Origin of the sequence: Mesorhizobium wenxiniae (genome assembly GCF_002284535.1) — a bacterium.
Lineage (GTDB): Bacteria > Pseudomonadota > Alphaproteobacteria > Rhizobiales > Rhizobiaceae > Mesorhizobium > Mesorhizobium wenxiniae.
Genome location: NZ_NPKH01000011.1, coordinates 493,894 through 510,981, shown reverse-complemented (window position 1 = coordinate 510,981; position 17,088 = coordinate 493,894). Strand labels below are relative to the sequence as shown.

General features: G+C 63.9%; 15 protein-coding genes. 4 read left to right on the top strand and 11 right to left on the bottom strand.

What is annotated here, in order from left to right; all coding sequences use genetic code 11:
* Nucleotides 1-161 precede the first annotated feature (161 nt).
* Nucleotides 162-1,511 carry an MBL fold metallo-hydrolase gene (locus CIT31_RS04880; protein WP_095517647.1) on the bottom strand — a complete coding sequence of 450 codons (1,350 nt, stop codon included), beginning with the start codon at nucleotides 1,509-1,511 and terminating at the stop codon, nucleotides 162-164.
* Entirely contained in the window at nucleotides 1,511-3,616 is a 2,106-nt protein-coding gene (locus CIT31_RS04875; protein WP_095517646.1) for a S8 family serine peptidase, read from the bottom strand. The genes CIT31_RS04880 and CIT31_RS04875 overlap by 1 nt, the downstream gene beginning before the upstream one ends.
* 490 nt (nucleotides 3,617-4,106) lie before the next feature.
* On the opposite strand from CIT31_RS04875, the gene CIT31_RS04870 reads away from it, so the two are divergent.
* Complete coding sequence (locus tag CIT31_RS04870; RefSeq protein WP_065006550.1) at nucleotides 4,107-5,084, top strand: threonine/serine dehydratase family protein; 978 nt, start codon at nucleotides 4,107-4,109, stop codon at nucleotides 5,082-5,084.
* A gap of 87 nt (nucleotides 5,085-5,171) precedes the next feature.
* Entirely contained in the window at nucleotides 5,172-5,840 is a 669-nt protein-coding gene (locus CIT31_RS04865) for a glutathione S-transferase family protein (RefSeq protein ID WP_095517645.1), read from the top strand.
* Between the two features lie 89 nt (nucleotides 5,841-5,929).
* On the opposite strand, the gene CIT31_RS04860 is transcribed toward CIT31_RS04865, so the two are convergent.
* The 4 genes from CIT31_RS04860 to CIT31_RS04845 are packed head-to-tail and all read right to left on the bottom strand — an operon-like array spanning nucleotide 5,930 to nucleotide 9,640.
* Nucleotides 5,930-7,066: an ABC transporter permease gene (locus tag CIT31_RS04860; protein WP_095517738.1), complete on the bottom strand. Its 1,137-nt coding sequence runs from the start codon at nucleotides 7,064-7,066 to the stop codon at nucleotides 5,930-5,932.
* A gap of 8 nt (nucleotides 7,067-7,074) precedes the next feature.
* Entirely contained in the window at nucleotides 7,075-7,995 is a 921-nt protein-coding gene (locus CIT31_RS04855; protein WP_065006443.1) for an ABC transporter ATP-binding protein, read from the bottom strand.
* Nucleotides 7,992-8,945 carry an HlyD family secretion protein gene (locus CIT31_RS04850; protein ID WP_095517644.1) on the bottom strand — a complete coding sequence of 318 codons (954 nt, stop codon included), beginning with the start codon at nucleotides 8,943-8,945 and terminating at the stop codon, nucleotides 7,992-7,994. The genes CIT31_RS04855 and CIT31_RS04850 overlap by 4 nt, the downstream gene beginning before the upstream one ends.
* Complete coding sequence (locus CIT31_RS04845) at nucleotides 8,942-9,640, bottom strand: CerR family C-terminal domain-containing protein (RefSeq protein WP_095517643.1); 699 nt, start codon at nucleotides 9,638-9,640, stop codon at nucleotides 8,942-8,944. The genes CIT31_RS04850 and CIT31_RS04845 overlap by 4 nt, the downstream gene beginning before the upstream one ends.
* Nucleotides 9,641-9,731: 91 nt before the next feature.
* Here CIT31_RS04845 and CIT31_RS04840 point away from each other — a divergent pair, with 91 nt between their 5' ends.
* Nucleotides 9,732-10,205, top strand: a complete 474-nt coding sequence (locus CIT31_RS04840) for a CYTH domain-containing protein (RefSeq protein WP_095517642.1) — start codon at nucleotides 9,732-9,734, stop codon at nucleotides 10,203-10,205.
* Nucleotides 10,202-11,143: a CHAD domain-containing protein gene (locus CIT31_RS04835; protein ID WP_095517641.1), complete on the top strand. Its 942-nt coding sequence runs from the start codon at nucleotides 10,202-10,204 to the stop codon at nucleotides 11,141-11,143. The genes CIT31_RS04840 and CIT31_RS04835 overlap by 4 nt, the downstream gene beginning before the upstream one ends.
* Before the next feature lie 332 nt (nucleotides 11,144-11,475).
* Here the strand turns inward: CIT31_RS04835 and CIT31_RS04830 are convergent, their stop codons facing one another.
* The 5 genes from CIT31_RS04830 to CIT31_RS04810 form a co-directional block, all read right to left on the bottom strand.
* The gene (locus CIT31_RS04830) at nucleotides 11,476-13,494 is read right to left on the bottom strand and encodes an ABC transporter ATP-binding protein/permease (protein ID WP_095517640.1); all 2,019 of its coding nucleotides are present in this window, start codon (nucleotides 13,492-13,494) and stop codon (nucleotides 11,476-11,478) included.
* A gap of 206 nt (nucleotides 13,495-13,700) precedes the next feature.
* On the bottom strand, nucleotides 13,701-15,404 hold the full coding sequence (locus tag CIT31_RS04825; protein WP_095517639.1) for a SulP family inorganic anion transporter: 1,704 nt from the start codon (nucleotides 15,402-15,404) through the stop codon (nucleotides 13,701-13,703).
* Between the two features lie 119 nt (nucleotides 15,405-15,523).
* Nucleotides 15,524-15,793 carry a helix-turn-helix domain-containing protein gene (locus tag CIT31_RS04820; RefSeq protein ID WP_095517638.1) on the bottom strand — a complete coding sequence of 90 codons (270 nt, stop codon included), beginning with the start codon at nucleotides 15,791-15,793 and terminating at the stop codon, nucleotides 15,524-15,526.
* Between the two features lie 195 nt (nucleotides 15,794-15,988).
* Entirely contained in the window at nucleotides 15,989-16,690 is a 702-nt protein-coding gene (locus CIT31_RS04815) for a phosphatase PAP2 family protein (protein WP_095517637.1), read from the bottom strand.
* 12 nt (nucleotides 16,691-16,702) lie between these two features.
* The gene (locus tag CIT31_RS04810) at nucleotides 16,703-17,041 is read right to left on the bottom strand and encodes a hypothetical protein (RefSeq protein WP_095517737.1); all 339 of its coding nucleotides are present in this window, start codon (nucleotides 17,039-17,041) and stop codon (nucleotides 16,703-16,705) included.
* Between the last annotated feature and the right edge of the window lie 47 nt (nucleotides 17,042-17,088).

Sequence of the window (17,088 nt, the reverse complement as noted above, 5' to 3'; positions counted from 1 at the left end):
CCGAAGCCATAGCGGAGGGCCGGAGCGGCCAGTTCGCCGCAGGCCCAAGGCCCCATGGCCGTCGCGATATTTTGGAGCCTCCCAAGCAGTCCATGCAGGCGCGACGGCGTGGTGGCGTGGTGGCGCTGGTGATGCGCGGATTGACTCGACGCGTTATCGGTTCAGACCTCGAGTTCGAGCGGCGAGGCTTTGAGGGATTTGAGCTTCAGCCTGCCGGGGTTGTGCTGTTTGGCCTCGGCGAGGAGAGCCTCGACCGCCTTCAAATGAGCGATGTTCTTGTCGAGCTCGGTGGAGCGCGTGCCCTTCTTCGCAATGTAGGCGGCCTGCTGCTTGTCGAGATAGTGGGTGCTGCAGTTGAGCCATATGGTGAAGGGCTGGCCGGCTTCCGCGTTCGGGGAGAGCTTGTCGGCAACGCCCAGCCGGGAATCGAGCAGCACCTCGAGGACACGCAGGTCGGGGTTTTTGTCCTTGCCGTTGGCGCAGATCAGGTAGTGATCGGCGGTGATGCGCCTGGCGAAGGCGCGGTGCAGATTGTGCTCGGAACCGTGGTGCTGGAGCTTCAGCACGTCGACATGCAGCCCGGCGCCATCGGCGAGGCGGCCGTGATGGGTGAGGCCGGCGAGGATATCGTCGGCATGGCCATCGCCGGTCATGATGACGCGGGTGACACCGCCGCTAGCCTTCGGCTCCTCGAGCAGCAGCATGAGCGAGGCGAGGTTGGGCTCGGTGACGTCCTTGCGGTGGCCCAGTTCGTCGTCGATGGACACGCCGAAGCCGGGCGGGATCGGACCGTCGTTTTCTTCCAGCCACTCCTCGAGGTCCTGCAGCGAGCCCGCCTTCTTAGGGTTGTTGAGCCAGTTCTTCCAGTATTTGCGGAGGACTTCGAGATCCTTTTCGAACGGGCCGATGACGCGGATGGCGAGGGAGCTGTTGGCCGCGAGGCTGATCACCTCGTGGCCGCGGACCATGGCGAGGAGCTTGCCGAACTCGCCATTAAGAGGGATGTTCAACTGGTCGGCGGCGATGCGGCGGGACACCTTGATCGCCTCGGGGATCGAGTTGGCGATGCTGCGGAAGGCGTCGGCGAGCCGAAGCAGTGACGGGTTGGCCGAACTGGACAGCGTGTTAGCGCGGGCGGCGAGGACAGTGCCGATCGCCTCGGACTCAGCCACCATGAGCTTGAAGGCGTTGTGCCAGATACGCTTGACCTTGGGCGGTCTCCTGAACGGTGGCTTGCCGGAGGACTGGCCGTTGGCGTGCTTGTGGTCGAAAACGCGCCATTGCACTGTGTCCTCGAGCAGCTGCAGCACGCCGGCGATGTGATCCTGATCGACGTGCGAGACATAGACGAGGTCTAGTTGCTTGCCGGTGTCCTCGGCCCATTTGCCGAGATAGCCGCGCACCTCGGAGGCATAGGAGGCGGGCATACCGCCATCGGCGAGGATGGTGACGGCACCGGCCTCGATCAGCAGGCAATCGCCCTTGTCGGAGGGGAGCAGGGTGATTTTCATTATGCGGCCTCGGGCGGCGGGCGCCGGGTTGCAGGCCTGGCGGCACGGCGACTGGCAGGACGGCCCGGCGGGGCCGCGGCGGTGACGGTGGGTGCGGTAGCGGGCGGCGTGGTTTTCTTCAGCTCGGTACGGGTCAGCGCGTGGGAGGCTTCGGCGACGCAGGCGGCAGGAGAGATGACACCGAAGCCGAGGTCGTTCGTCCACTGGTAGGTGGCGCCGGGGAGCGGCCGGGCGGTGGCCTTAATGATGCCGAGGATCTGGGCAGCGGTGAGCGTCGGCTCGGCCGCCAGCATCAGGCCGATGACGCCAGCCACATAGGGGCTCGCCATGCTGGTGCCGGTCATTTCGATCCACGGGTCATCCGGACCGCCGAAGCCGTTGGCCGCGACGATGCCGGTGCCGGGCGCAGTGATGTCGGGCTTCAGCCGGCCGTCACGGGTCGGACCCTGGCTCGAGGTGATGTGAGCGCGGCGCTTCAGTTCATCGAGATTGGCGACGGAGACGATGCGTTGGCCGCAGGCGAGGGCGCTGACCGAGGAGGTGTCGACATGCGAGGCCTCGGTGAAGAACGACGGCCAGAAGTAGCTGCCGTCGCCCAAGTCGGCCGGGTCGTCGCGCTCGATCCAAGCATGGAAGGCGCCGTCGCGGATGACGAGGCCGTGCAGCCGGACCTGCCAGACGCCGGCGGGGATGCCGATGATCAGGTTGCTGCCGAAGAACGGCGTCAGGTAGGTGGCGATGTAGTTGGCGCCGTTGGTCGGGTGGTGCAACTCGTTGTAGACGCTGATCAGTGTGCGGTCGGGCAACTGGTGGTTCTCGAGAAACTCACCGGGCTGGATCGGGCCGATCCAGTCGCCATCAGGCGGGCGGATGCTGATGGCGAGGCGATCCTGCGGCTCGTACCAGATCTCGAGCTCGTTCTCCGATGCATCCTTGATCTTGTCGCCGACGACCTGCCACTCGAGGATGTGGTCGAGGCCCTGGGCATCGATTTTGCCGCTCGCATGAATGCGGCCCATCATGTAGCCGAGATCGTCCGGAGCCTCGGGTCGTTCCTGGCCGGCGTTGCCGGCGGCAATGCAGATCGAACGGCCGGGCTCGGATAGCAACGCGTCGATCCAGCGGTCGAGGATGCTTGAACCGTCATGGGCGTGGCCGTTGGTCCCGAGGCTGATGTTGATCGAGATGGGGCGCTCACCGGCGAGATCGAGCAGGTAGTAGACGGCGTCGAGCAGGCAGGTGGAATCGTAGAACGAGGTGCGCCGGTCGATTTCGTCTTCCGGCAGCGCGATCAGCACCGCGGCGATTTCAGCTGCGCTGCAGAGACCGCTATTGCCGGCGGCGATGGAGGCGACATGGGTGCCGTGCGAGCCCACCACCATCTGCGATTGCGGCTCGAGATCGTGCGGCGAGACGTGAATCTTGGCGGCATCCGTCAGTGCGGTTTGCATGTCGGCGGCGGAGATCACCCGACCGCGCTTGAGGCCCTTGCGATTGCGGCCGACCTTGGCACCCTGATCCCAGATGCTGACAAACCGCGATTTGCCGCCGACGAGGAAATCGGTATGGGCCCAGTCGAAGCCTTCGACATCGATGATGCCGATCAGCATGCCCTTGCCGTCGCCGAGTTGGGCCGGAGCGACGCCCGGGACCCGGCGGGCTGGAGCGGTGCCGCCGGCGCTGCCCTTGATCGGACGCGGCAGCTTCAGGGCATCGGCCGGTTCGATAAAGATGGTGCCGGCGTCGCGCGCGAGATCGTACACTTCATCGAGGGTCATCCGGCGGGTCGCCATCCCGCGCAAGGTCTGCTGGCCAGCCACCGGTGGCAGTGAATCGGTGGAGCGGACGAAAACGCTGACCTCGACGGCCGCCCGCTGCGCCTGCACGTCGACCCCGTGCTTCTTGGCGGTGCCGCTGACCGGGGCGTCCTCGGGTGCGATAGCGGTAGCGAGCGGTGGAGTGGAGGCCGCAAGCTCCTCGGTGGTCACGCGCAGCGCCGCCTGCACTTCAGATTTCGCGGAACTGACGTCTGCGTCACAATTTGCGAACATCCGCAATTTCGGATGCTGGTTCCGCAGCACAACGTTCTGCCAGCTGTCACTCATCGCATCCGCCCTGTCGAATATTTTGAGGACGACAGACTCTTCTGAGGCGGAGGATGTCAGTTAATGTTGTCACAAGCAACAGAGTGGCGTGTATTTATCGTTGTAGTTGCAAACCGCGTACAGAACAGCGGGTTACTGGTAGGCGCCGATCAATAACATCGATCATGAACCACAAGTGAGGTTCATGATGGCGCCGCTGACTGCGCGTGCGCGATTGGAGGTGGCGAAGGCGGCGGCCTTGGCGAGTTCGGCGTGCGGCCGGGTAGGCACTGGACCCGGGGCTAATGAAGCGCTTCAACCACATTGCGCGCCAAGCGCTTCTTGCCCGCCACAAAACCATGTCCGCCACGAAGTTGTCAGAGTGACCGGCTGCTGATGGGCACACCCCCCTTTCCTGCCCAAAGGCGAATTGTAACGGTCACATTTTTACAGTGGTGCGCGGCCTGGTTTTCCGTGCACCATGGGCGATCTCATTCTGCAGGACCTCCCCATGACCACCCCTCCCGGCATCGCCGATATCCGCGCCGCAGCATTGCGATTGTCCGGCTTGATAGTCGAAACGCCGCTGATCGAATCGCCGGAGCTGAACAAGCGCTTCGGTGCCAGAATCCTGTTCAAGCCGGAGACGCTGCAGCGCACCGGCTCTTTCAAGTTCCGCGGCGCCTATAACAAACTGTCGTCGCTGAGCGACGAGGAGCGCAGCCGTGGCGTCGTGGCCTTTTCGTCGGGCAATCACGCGCAAGGCGTCGCCGCGTCGGCGGCGATGTTCGGCGTCAAGGCGGTCATCGCCATGCCCACCGATGCGCCGGCGATGAAGGTCGGCAATGTCAGGAAAATGGGTGCGGTAGTGGTGCCGTTCGATCGTTTCCGCGATGACCGCATGACGGTGGTTCGCCCGTACGTGGAGAGGGGCATGGTCCTGGTCCCGCCATTCGACGATCCCGCCATCATCGCCGGCCAGGGCACGATCGGCCTCGAACTGATGGCGCAGGTGAAAGCGCTCGGCGTGAGCCTCGACGCCATTGTCATTCCCTGCGGCGGCGGCGGCCTGAGCAGCGGCATCTCGATTGCGGTCAAGGACGCATCGCCGGCCACCGCCATCTGGGCGGTGGAGCCCGAGCATTTCGACGACACCTGTCGCTCACTGGCCAAAGGTGCCCGGGTTTCGATCGAACCCGGCCACACTTCGATCTGCGACGCGCTCCTCACCACCGAGCCGGGCGCGATCACCTTCGAGATCAACCGCAGGAATCTCGCCGGCGGCATTGCCGTTTCCGACAGTGCCGCGGCACAGGCCATGCGCGACGCCATGGCCCATCTCAAGCTGGTGGTCGAGCCCGGCGGCAGCGTCGGGCTGGCCGCGTTGTCATCGGGCGAGATCGAGCTATCAGGCAAATGCGTCGCCGTGGTGCTGTCCGGCGGCAATGTCGATTTCAGCACCTATGCTGAGATCATGGCGGCGGCATAGGGTGGCAAGCGGTTCCGGCTTCGCTCCGATGCCAAGCGTCATAGCGCTCCTGCGCGTCCAGTCGAACCATTCAAGGACTGACATGCAATGAAGCTGTACTTCAGCCGCAATCCCAATCCCCGCCTTGCGGTCGCGGTAGCGCGCTATCTCAATGCGAAGGTCGAGTTTGAATTCGCCTCCCCCTTCGCTCCGGGGCAGGCTGAGCCATTTCGGCCGCTGAATCCAAATCTTTCATTGCCCATACTTGTGGGCTCGGGAAAGAGCCTCTGGGAGGCCGATGCCATAGCCTGCCGGCTTTCACGCGACGCGCATTCGGATCTCTGGCGCACCGGCGACGATGAACCCGAGATGATCCGATGGCTCAGTTGGGGTAAGGAGAACTTCGCGAGAGCTTGCGACGTCGTGCATTTCGAACGCGGGACCAAACAGCGGTTTGGGCTCGGCCCGATTGATCAGCACCGGGTTGAAGAGGGGCTGAGAGACTTCCGCACGGCCGCTGCAACACTTGAGGCCGAGCTTTCCGAGCGAGAATGGCTGGTCGAAAAGTCGGTTTCCTATGCCGACTTTCGAATGGCGACGTTTCTGCCCTTTAACGATGTCGCCAGATTGCCGCTCGACGATTATCCTTCTGTCAGCCGCTGGTATCGTCAGTTTGAAGAAACCGACGCCTGGCGCAATCCTTTCCAAGGACTGGACGCGCCTGAATTGCCGCCGGTCCCGGTTAGGCCAGACCCGCATAAATCTCGACCCGAATGATCATGCATCCAAGTGAGCTGAGCTGCTGTTCGCGTTGGAACTCCGCACTCCACCCATCTCGGCCATTTGCGTAGGCTGCTTGAGCTGGACTAGTCCAGAGTGCGGCGGAACCGCACCAGCGCCACGCCGGCAAATAGCGCCACGAACACGACGAGCCAGCCGATTTCGGTTGCGACCGCCGGCAGGTCGGCGCCTTTCAGCATCACCGCGCGGATGATGCGAAGGAAATGCGTCAGCGGCAGAATCTCGCCGAAGATCTGCGCCCAGCCAGGCATGCCGCGATAGGGGAACATGAAGCCCGACAACAGGATCGAGGGCAGGAAGAAGAAGAAGGTGAGCTGGAGTGCCTGCATCTGCGTGCGCGCCATCGTTGAGATGGTGTAGCCGAGCAGCACCAGCGCCAGCACGAAGACCAGAACCGCCGATAGCAGCAGTGACAACGACCCGGTGAAGGGAACGCCAAACAGCAGCTTGGCCGCCGCCAGCACCACCACCACTTGAACGGCGCCGACCACCAGATAGGGCAGCACCTTGCCCAGCATGATCTCGAGCGGGCTGGAGGGCATCGCCAGAAGATTCTCCATCGTGCCGCGCTCGGTCTCGCGTGTCAGCGCGATCGAGGTCATCATCACCATCGTCATCTGCAGGATGACGCCGAGCAGGCCGGGCACGATGTTGTATTGCGAAATGCCTTCCGGATTGTAGCGTCGGTGGACAACGACCTCGAGCTGGCCTCGGGCGGTCTCGGCGGCCGTTTCCTGCATGCCGCGCGCCCGGAGCAGCGCGTGGTTGGCCACGGTGCCGAGCGTCGAGATGGCGCCGCTGGCGACCGCCGGGTCGGTCGCATCAGCCTCGATCAGGATTTGCGGCTGGTCGCCGCGCTCGACGCGCCGGGCAAAATCGGTGGGAATGGTGACGACGAAGGCGACGTCGCCACGCGCCATCAGGAATTCGGCCTCGGCGGCACTTTGCACGACATGGTCGAACCTGTAATAGCCGGTGGTCTGCAGCGCCGAGACCATGGCCCGCGTGTAGGGATCGCTGCTCATCGCCACCAAGGCTGCCGGCAGGCTCTTCGGATCGTTGTTGATGGCGTAGCCGAACAGCACGAGCTGCATCAGCGGCACGCCCAGCATCATGGCGAAGGTGATGCGGTCGCGCCGCATCTGGATGAACTCCTTGATCAGCAGCGCGCCGAGCCTGGCGAAGGAAAAGACGCTGTTTATCCCGCTTCTCATCCCATGTTGTCCTTCGAGTCGGACATGAACTGGATGAACACATCCTCAAGGCTGGTTTCGCCCGGCGAAACCGTGACGCCTTTGTGATGTTTCTCGACATCGGCAAGTGCTGCCTTAAGCGCTTTCCTGTCGGAGCCGACGACATGCAGCGTCGCGCCGAACGGCGCCACCTGGTCGACGCCGGAGCGGCCGCTGAGTGCGGCAGCAACCCGATCGAGCTGCGGGCCCTGCACGACGAAGGTCGTCAGGCCGGCATTCCTGACCACCTCGTCGACCGTGCCGGTGGCCAGCATCTTGCCGTAGGAGATATAGCTGATGCGGTGGCAGCGCTCGGCCTCGTCCATGTAATGCGTGGAGACCAGAACGGTCAGTCCGCCGCTGGCCAGCCTATGGATCTCGTCCCAGAATTCGCGCCGCGCCTTCGGGTCGACGCCCGCCGTCGGCTCATCGAGCAACAGCAATCTGGGCTTGTGCATGATGCATGCGGCCAGTGCCAGCCGCTGCTTCCAGCCACCGGACAGCGTACCGGCCAACTGGTCCTTGCGCGAGGTGAGGCCAAGATCTTCCAGCGTCCTGCCGACATGCTCGTTAAGCGGCTTCAACCCATAGAGCCGCGCCACGAATTCAAGGTTCTCGGCGATGGTCAGATCCTCGTAGAACGAGAATTTCTGCGTCATATAGCCGACTTCACGCTTGATTCTCAGACTGTCGCTGCGGATGTCGAAGCCGAGCACCGTGCCTTCGCCCTCGTCCGGCGTCAGCAGGCCGCACATGATGCGGATGGTCGTCGTCTTGCCCGAGCCGTTCGGGCCGAGGAAGCCGACGATCTCGCCTTCGGCCACCGTCATCGTCACATGGTCTACGACGGTCTTGTCACCAAAACGCTTGACCAGGCCATGGACATCGATGGCGTTCATTTGCCGATATCCGCCAGATCGACATCGACGATCTGCCCCGGTTGCAGCGCGCTGGAGTCGCCCTCCGGCCGCGCCTCGACCAGATAGACCAGCTTCTGCCGGGTCTCGAGCGAGTAGATCACCGGTGGGGTGAACTCCGGGTCCGGCGACACATAGCTGATGCGCGCCTTCACGTCCGGCCCGCAGCCGTCGCAATGAACATTAAGCAGCGTGCCGACTTTCACCGACGAGAACGCACTTTCCGGCACATAGACGCTGAGCTTCACAGCGCCGTCCGGCAGCATCGAAATGACCGGCGCGGTCGGGCCGGCCGTGTCGCCCGGATTGCGGATCACATCGTTGACGCGGCCGGGCGACGGCGCCGCCAGCACGCGCTTCGACAGCCGCCATCGCGCTTGCTCCAGCGCTGATTGCGCTTGGCTGACCTGATTCTCGGCCGCCTTGATCGTTTCGGGCCGTGCCGGCAGGCCGCCGACGGCGAGATTGGCTTCCGCCTGGCCGACCTGCGCATTGGCTGTCTCCAGAGTGGCCGAGGCGGTGTCAAAATCGGCCTGCGTGCCGGTGCCGCGTTTGAACAGGTCGCTGGCGCGGGTGTATCTGCGTTTGGCGTCGGCGGCCTGCGCCTTGGCCATGTCGACCTGCGCCTTGAGCACCTCAATCTCTTCCGGCCGTTTGCCGACCTGCAGGTCGGCAAGTTGCGCCTGCGCCTGGGCAAGGGCCGCCTCGGCTTGCACGACGGCTATTCTTGCATCGGCGCTTTCCAGCGTCACCATCGGCGTGCCCGGCACGACGCGGTCGCCGCGCTTGACCGAAATCGTCTCCACCTGCGCCACCTCGATCGGCGCGAGCAGCACATAGTCGCCCTCGACATAGCCGACGGCGAGTGGTGCCGCTGGTGCGCAGGCGCTGAAAAGCAGAGCGGCGAGCGGCAGAGAGCAGAGGAAACTCATGACCTACGATCCTTCCGGGCGGCCAATATGGCCCCAAGGTTATCCGTCACCGTCGCCGCAATCTTGACAGCCTCGGCGTCGCCGATCGCGCGCCAGCCCATGCGGCGCATCACCGCCTCGCGACCGATGCGGAAATAGACGACTTGGCCGATCAGCGTGAACACGGTGAGTCGGGTAGCCTCGCTTTCGGCCGGCTCGCCCGTCGCCTGCTCCCAGACCAGGCAGAGCCGGCGATGCGTCGGCTCGAACACGCCGTCATAGATGCGGTCGAGTGCAGCCGTCGGATGCGAAAGTTCACGCAGGACGAACTGCACGATCTCACCGGCCTCCGGCCTAGCCACGACGAAGGCCACCATCCGCTCCAAAGCGGTGAACAGTTGTGCCCGCGCCGCTTCGGGGTCGCCCGCCTCTGAATCGCTCGGCGCCTGCAGGTTGCCGATCGCCTGGCCGGCAATGGTCTGGATGGTGTCGACGATATAATCGGCCGCTGCCGCGCGAAGCCCTTCCTTGCCGCCGAAATGATAGGCGATCGAGCCGATATTGGCCTTGGCTTCAGCCGCGATCTCTCGCGTCGAGGTCCCGTCGAAGCCTTGTCGTCCGAACAGCTTCAGCGCCGCGCGGACAAGTGCCGCGCGCGTCATGTCGGCGGGAGACGTCTCGCGACGTGGAATTTTGGCGTTCGTTAGTTTGGCCATGATCAGCAATTTAATCAATCGAATGATTAAGGTCAACCCTAAGCCGTGTCCACCTTGCCATCTCCAGCCGCAGGCGCTTTAGTGCGAAACCATGGTCAAGGAAATCGAGCGCAAGTTCCTGGTCTCCGGCAATGAGTGGCGGGATTTGGTCGAAGGGGACATCCGCATTCGCCAGTTCTATCTCGCCGCCACACCGGACCGCTCGGTGCGCGTGCGCGTCAGCAACGGCGCCTCGGCAAAGCTGACGCTCAAATTCGGCAGCAAGGTCCGCGAACGCGACGAATTCGAATATCCGATCCCTCTGGCGGAGGCGGAAGAGATGCAGGCCTTCGCGATCGGACATGTCATCGAGAAGACACGCCACCATGTTAGGCATCGCGGCCATCTCTATGAAGTCGATGTCTTCGGCGGGATGCTTGCGGGGCTGGTGGTTGCCGAGCTTGAGACGCCCGAGGACGTGCCGGACGAACTGCTGCCAGACTGGCTCGGCCGCGAAGTTACCGGCGAGCAGAGGTTTTATAACGCGTCGCTCGCCCTCGGGGGGATTCCGGAGATCGCCGCATGAGTTATCGCATCGATCCGCGCCTGCCGTTGACCGGGGAGGTCAGGCGCATCCTCGCCGAGGAGATCGGCAAGGCGCTGGTCCACCTGGACGCGGCGCATGACAGGCCGGAGCAGGCGCTGCACAAATGCCGCAAGCGGCTGAAGAACGCGCGTGCCTTGCTGCGCCTGGTCCGTTCCGGCGACGAAACGTTCTGCCTGACCGAGAACCAGTGCTACCGACAGGTGGCAGCCCTGCTTGCCGGTCCGCGCGAGGCGACCGCGCTGGTTGAAACCATCGACCGGCTGGCAGCAAGCTTTCCCGAACAGAGCGCCGGCGGCGGTCTCGATGCGGTGCGCGAGACGCTCGTCGCGCGTCAGCACGAATTGCATGGCGGTGTCGGCCTCGACGCTGCAATAACTGCCGCGATTGCCGCTTGCGAGGAGGGCATCAGCCGGATCGATATGCTGGCCTTGCCCGACCAGCCCGAACAGGCCGCCGATGTGCTTGCCGAAGGCGCCCGCATCACTCTGCGTCGCGCCAGAAAGGCGCTGGACAAGGCAAGCTCCCGCGGCGGGGCCGACGATTTCCACGATCTGCGCAAGGCAGCAAAGACCCACGGCATGCATCTCTCGTTGCTCGGAAGGCTGTGGCCGATGCCGATCAAGGCCCGGCGCAAGGCGGTCGACGAACTCGGCGAAACACTGGGCGAACTGCATGATGTGTTCGTCCTGCGTACGCTTCTCGATGCCGCCGACCGGCCGCTCGGCTCTCCTCAAGAAACGCGGCTCCTGAGCAAGCTGTTGAAGCGCTCGGAGAAAAGCCTGAAAAAGACCTGTCTCGCCGCCGCCGCCGATCTGTTCGGCGACAGCCCCAGGCGCTCGACAAGGAAACTCGCGCGCAAGGCGCGCGACGATCTGGCCGCTGCGTCGCAGGAGGACGCTGCCGCGCCCGGCGGCTGATTGGCGCTATTGCATTTAGCGAATAGCCTCTCACCCGGATTGCCAACCGAATTGCGAAGGGCAATTCGGGACAGTCAGACCGACCTGCCGCCCTTTTCCGCATAGTCAAGCCGACGCTGGAATACGGGTTCGACCACTGGGCCGTGACTGTGGGGCGGCAAGGCCGCCGAATAGCGGGGTTTTGCCTGGCCGCTGGCGCCGGCTTACGGACGCCCGCTCGATGCCTGATTGCTTAAGTGGTGCGTACGACGCGACGGCTTCCCTCCCACAGCGTATACTTGACCCGTCCCCCGGGGAGACCGGGTGGATTTCAGTTTTGGCATGGCGCCGCCTTACTCCAACTCATGCGGCTTTTCGATCGGAGCGCCGGTGCCCCACAAGGCGCGCGCGAGCAAGTTCCGTCTGCCCTTGCGCGAAACAAGGTCGATGTCGCTGACAAGAATCGCGCCGCCCTCGCGCCGCTCCAGGGTGATCTTGCGGCTGTGGTAGGCTTCCAGCTCGGCGCGGTGCGCCACGCTGATGATGGTGACATCAGGCAATTCGTGGATCACCGTCTCCATCATCTTGTCCTGGCTCTTCTCGTCGAGCGCCGACGTCGCTTCGTCCAGCACGATGATATCGGGACTGTGCAAGAGCAGACGTGCGAAGGCGAGCCGCTGCTTTTCGCCGCCCGACAAGATCTGGTCCCAGGGCGCGTCTTCCTCGATCTTGCCCTTCAGATAATCGAGGCCCACCTTCTCGAGGGCGACGTTGATCTCGGCAATCGTCCAGTTGTCGGCGGGGGCGGGATAGGCGACCGCGCGGCGAAGCGTCCCTATCGGGACATAGGGGCGTTGGGGCAACATGAACAGCCGGCTGTCGGCATGGAAATCGACGCTGCCGCCGCCCCACGGCCACAGACCCGCGACGGCCCGCACCAGCGTGCTCTTGCCTGTGCCGGATTCGCCTGAAACCAGTACCCGCTCGCCCGGCTCGATCTCGACCTCGGTCTCCTTGACCACGCCGGTGCCGTCGTCGAGCGACACGGAGAGATTGTTCAGGCTGAGCATCGCACCGTCTTCGGTTTCGCCGTGCTGGATGCGGCCCAGGGTGTCGCTCTGTTCCGCGCGCTCGAGCCCGTCGAGCGACATCATCAGCGAGGCTATGCGCCGCGCGGAGGCGTTCCAACCGGCAAGACGGGGGTAGTTGTCGACCAGCCATCCGAACGCGCCCTGCACGATGGCGAAGGCGGAGGCAGCCTGCATGACCTGCCCGAGGGTCATGCTGCCTTCGAGAAATTTTGGCGCGCAAAGCAAGATCGGCACGACCGGCGCAAACAGGCTCGACCCCTGCGACACCAGCGCCGTGCGCATGTGCTGGCCTGTAAGCAGCGCCCATTGCCCGAGCACATAGGCGAACGTTTTGTCGATGCCGCTGCGCTCCTCCTCCTCGCCGCCGAGCAATGCGATGCTCTCGCCGTTTTCCCGCACGCGCGTCAGCGTGTAGCGGAACTCGGCTTCCGCCTGATTTTTCTCCTCGGAGAGATGGACGAAATGGCGGCCAATGACCACCATCGAGGTGGAGGTGATGGCGGCATAGATCACCGCGGTGACGACGAGAAAGCCGGGAATGGTGACGCTCGAACCTCCGATCGGCAGGGTCAGCGCGCCGCCGATCGTCCACAGCACCACGATGAAGGTCGAGGCCGACAGAAACGCGTTGAGGACACCGGCGATGAAATCGACGGGCGATTCGGTAGCAATCCGCAGATCCTCCGAGATGCGGGCTTCGGGGTTCGTGTGGTCGCCGGCGACGAGGTTCAGCTGATAATACCGGCCGTTGGCGAGCCAGCGCGCTATGACTGATGTGGTGAGCCACGAACGCCAGCGGCGCTGGATCGTCATGCGAAGATAGACCTGTGCTACGACAAGGCTTCCGCTTCCGAGTACGAGCGGCACGAACACGGCGCTCAGGAAATAAATGGTGCGGGCGTTGCGTTGCTCGATGGCGTCGAAAATCGCGCGGTTCCAGACATTGATCCCATACTGGAAACCGACATTGACGCATATCAGGATCAACAGCCCGATCGTGAGCGGCCAGGCGAAACTGTCGCCTCGCCGGCTCCAGTAACCGCGCGCGCTGATCCAGAAACGCCTTAGCAGATATTTCTTGCGCGCCCGCTCGGCCTCTTCGGGGGTCAGCTGTGGATCGGGTTCGACGGCTTCCGGCGGCGGCGCGGCTTCGCCGACGACCTCGGACGCGGCTTCGGCAGTCGATGCCTTCTCTTCGCTCGATTTCTCCTGACGCGGTGTCTGGGCCTCGCGCGATCTGGCGCCGTCGACCGATCTCGGTTTGGATTTCGCCTCGGACATACGGCCGACAACGGCCCAAAAATCAAAAGGTTTCATGATGCCCGCTCGATCCAGCAGCCAGCAGCGCCAAGGCTCTCCCGGTGTTCCAATACTCGCAACAGTCGCGCCTATGGTCGTTCTCGAATGACAGCCTTTGACCTGTCGAGTGTCGGCCATGGATCAAAGTGACATTCAGCAATGGGATACCGGCCGGCAAATCCTGGTTGCTAATCCGTCTCTGGTTTGCCCTTCAGTTGCGCCCGCGCATCCCTGATCGAGGCGGCGTATGTCACCAGCGGCCGCTTGACGCCGTGGTTGATCAGCATGCGACGTGTCTGCGGCGAAGCGCCTGATATGATGAAGCGCACGCCGGCGCGCCTGGCCTTGTGCGCGGCGCCCTCGATGACATTGGCCGCCGTCGAATCGAAGAACGGCACCGCCGAGCAGTCGAGGATGAAGTTCCGGCGCTGGTCGGCGATGCGGTCGAGCACCGCACCGACAGTCGAGGCGGCGCCGAAGAAGAAGGCGCCCGAAATCCTGTAAACGACGGTGTCGGCATCGCTGGCCTCGCTGGCATCGTAGGCGCTGGCCTGGTCGGCGACATCCTCCTGCACAAGTGACGGATCGGCCTCGACGGCGATGCTCTTGGCCATGCGGTCGATGAACAGGATCGAGCCCAGGGTGAAACCGACGACGATGCCTTCGGTGAGGTCACGGAAGATGACGATCAGGAAGGTCGCCAGCAGCACCAGCGCGTCGCCACGCGAAGCCCGCAGCAATGTGAGGAAGGCCTGCTTTTCGAACATGTTCCAGCACACCACCGCCAGCACGCCGGCCAGTGCCGCCAGCGGGATGTAGCTGGCCAGCGGTGCCGCCACCAGTATCAGAGAAAGCAGGATGGCCGAGTGGATCATGCCCGAAACCGATCCATGCGCGCCGGCCCGCACATTGGTCGCCGTGCGGGCGATGGTGCCGGTGGTGCAGATGCCGCCGAACAGGGCGGACGCGATGTTGGCAAAGCCCTGCGCCACGAGTTCGCAATTGGAGCGGTGCCGCCTTCCTGTCATGCCGTCGGCGACAACGGCCGACAACAGCGATTCGATCGCGCCGAGCAGCGCAAAGGCTATGGCGTCCGGCAGGACGTCGATCACCCTGGCGAAGCTGATTGGCGGAAAGGCCGGCATTTGCAGGCTGCGCGGGATGCCGCCGAAGCGCGTGCCGATCGTTTCGGCAGGCAGGGAAAACAGCGCTACGACAAGCGAAGCCAGACCTATGGCGATCAGCATGGCTGGCCATTTCGGCCGCCACCGCTTCATCAGGGCAATGGCGAGGATGGTCAGTACGGCCACGAAGGTGGCGGCGAGATTGATCGTGCCGGCCGCCTCGCCGATCGCCATCAGCTTCGGCACCAGCGGTCCAGGTTCCTTGCCGGCAAGCTTCAGCCCGAACAGCTCGACGATCTGGCCGGAGAAGATGATGATGGCGATGCCGGCGGTGAAGCCGACGGTCACCGGATAGGGAATGAACTTGATGTAGGTGCCAAGCCTGAGATAGCCGATGGCGAGCAGGAAGATGCCGGCCATCATCGTCGCCAGCAGCAACCCGTCGACACCGACCCGCGCCACCGTTGCCGCCACCAGCACGATGAAGGCGCCGGCCGGCCCGCCGATCTGGAAGCGGCTGCCGCCGAGCGCCGAGACGAGGAAGCCGCCGATGATGGAGGTGTAGAGCCCGCGCTCCGGCGTCACGCCCGACGCGATTGCGATCGCCATCGACAGCGGCAGCGCCACGATGGCCACGGTCAGTCCGGCGATGGCATCGGCCTTGAAATGCTCTGATGTGTAGCCCTCGCGGAGCACCGTCACCAGTTTCGGCGTGAACAGTTCGGAAAATGTTGGCCGCGCCGGTTGATGAATTGCCCGCCGATCCATGGACTGCCTTCCGCTCCTGATGCAGGTCGCTCAAAGTGGGGCAACGACATGCATAACAACCAAGGCGGCGAGATCGTCGGCAGGACTGTCGGCGGTCGCCGTCGCGACTTTTTATCGACTCAGCCTGGCGGGTTCTTCGGCACGATCGGCTTGAGGCGCACGCCCCTGCCGCCGCGCTCGCTGGCCTGGTTCTCGCCGATCAGTTCCACGCCAGCCTCATCGAGGGCCTGGATGACCTTCATCAGCGTGTCGACTACGCCCCTGACCACGCCGTCGCTCGCTTCCATGCGCTGGATGGTTGGAAGCGAAACCCCGGCGCGCTCGGCGAGCGCCTTCTGATCGATGCCGGCCAGCGCCCTTGCGGCGCGCATTTGCGCGGCAGTGATCATTGGCTAAAACCCCGTCTGAGTCTGCAGGTCCATATATAATACCATCATTGTGATGGTTCAAGCATCATGATGCACATGTCAGACATGCACACCAGACCGTTTGCGTCCTGCAAAGCCTGCGCGCCAGCTGGGACAGCAGGCCCCAGCGCCGCAACTTCGAGGAGAATTAGCACAGCGTCGTTCTGAACGGCCGGTTCAGGCGCCGTCGGTCCGCCCACGCCATCGCTGTAGCGCCCATGCGGCCAGCCAGCACAGCATCGCCCAGGCGAAGCCGGCGCACCAGCCGGCCAGCACGTCGGATGGCCAATGAACGCCGAGATAGACGCGGCTGATGCCGACCAGCAGGGTCGTCAGCACCGCCAATGCCAGCACATAGATCTTGGTCGTTCGCCCAGGCAGGAAGCGCGACGCCATGCTGCCCAGCGTCAAATATGTCACTGCCGACAGCATCGCATGGCCGCTCGGAAACGAAAGCGATGCCACGTCGGCGAGATGCGAGACCAGATCGGGGCGCGGCCGGTCGATTCCGAGCTTCAGCGTGCTCGACAGGGCCTGCCCGCCCGCCACTGCGACGAGGACGAGAAACGCTGGTCCCGGCCTGTGGATCAGCAGCAGATAGACGATCACGGCGGCCGTGATCAATAGGAGCACGCTGGCGCTGCCGAGGCTGGTGATGTCGCGCATCGCCCCTTCCAGCCATAGCGGTCCGATCGGATTGTCGGGCTGGCCCGCTTCACGGAAGGCGAGCAGGATTTCCGTATCGAAGGCGTGCGGCGTGGTGTCTCGCGCCACCTCCATCAGTTCCTCAAACCCCCACAGTCCGCAGGCGATGACCAGTCCGGCCAGCAGCACCGGGAATTCGATTCTGTTGAGCAGCTTGCTTGCGGTATTCTTCATCGGCCCTCGCTGTTACGGCCTTTGCAGATAGGGACCGAGCGTGATCAGCGCCACCGCTGCGATGGCGAGCACGATGCCGGTCGCCTGCAACGCATTGACGCGCTCGCCGAAGAACACCAGTGCCACCACGTTCACCGACACCAGCTGGATCACCGCCGACAGGCTGAACGACACCGACATGCCGAATTCACGGATCAGCCTCAGCATGATCAGATTGCCCAGCGAGTAGAGCGCCAGAGTCAGGACGATCTTGCCGAGGCTGGGCGCCAGCCCCCATTGCTTGGCCGCCGTCGCTGCCAGCAGGAAGATCACCGTCGAAATGCCGAGCTGCCCCAGTCCCCAGAAACTCACTTTTTGTCCCTCTCGACGCGGTCCTTCCGCGCCTGCCGCAGATCTTG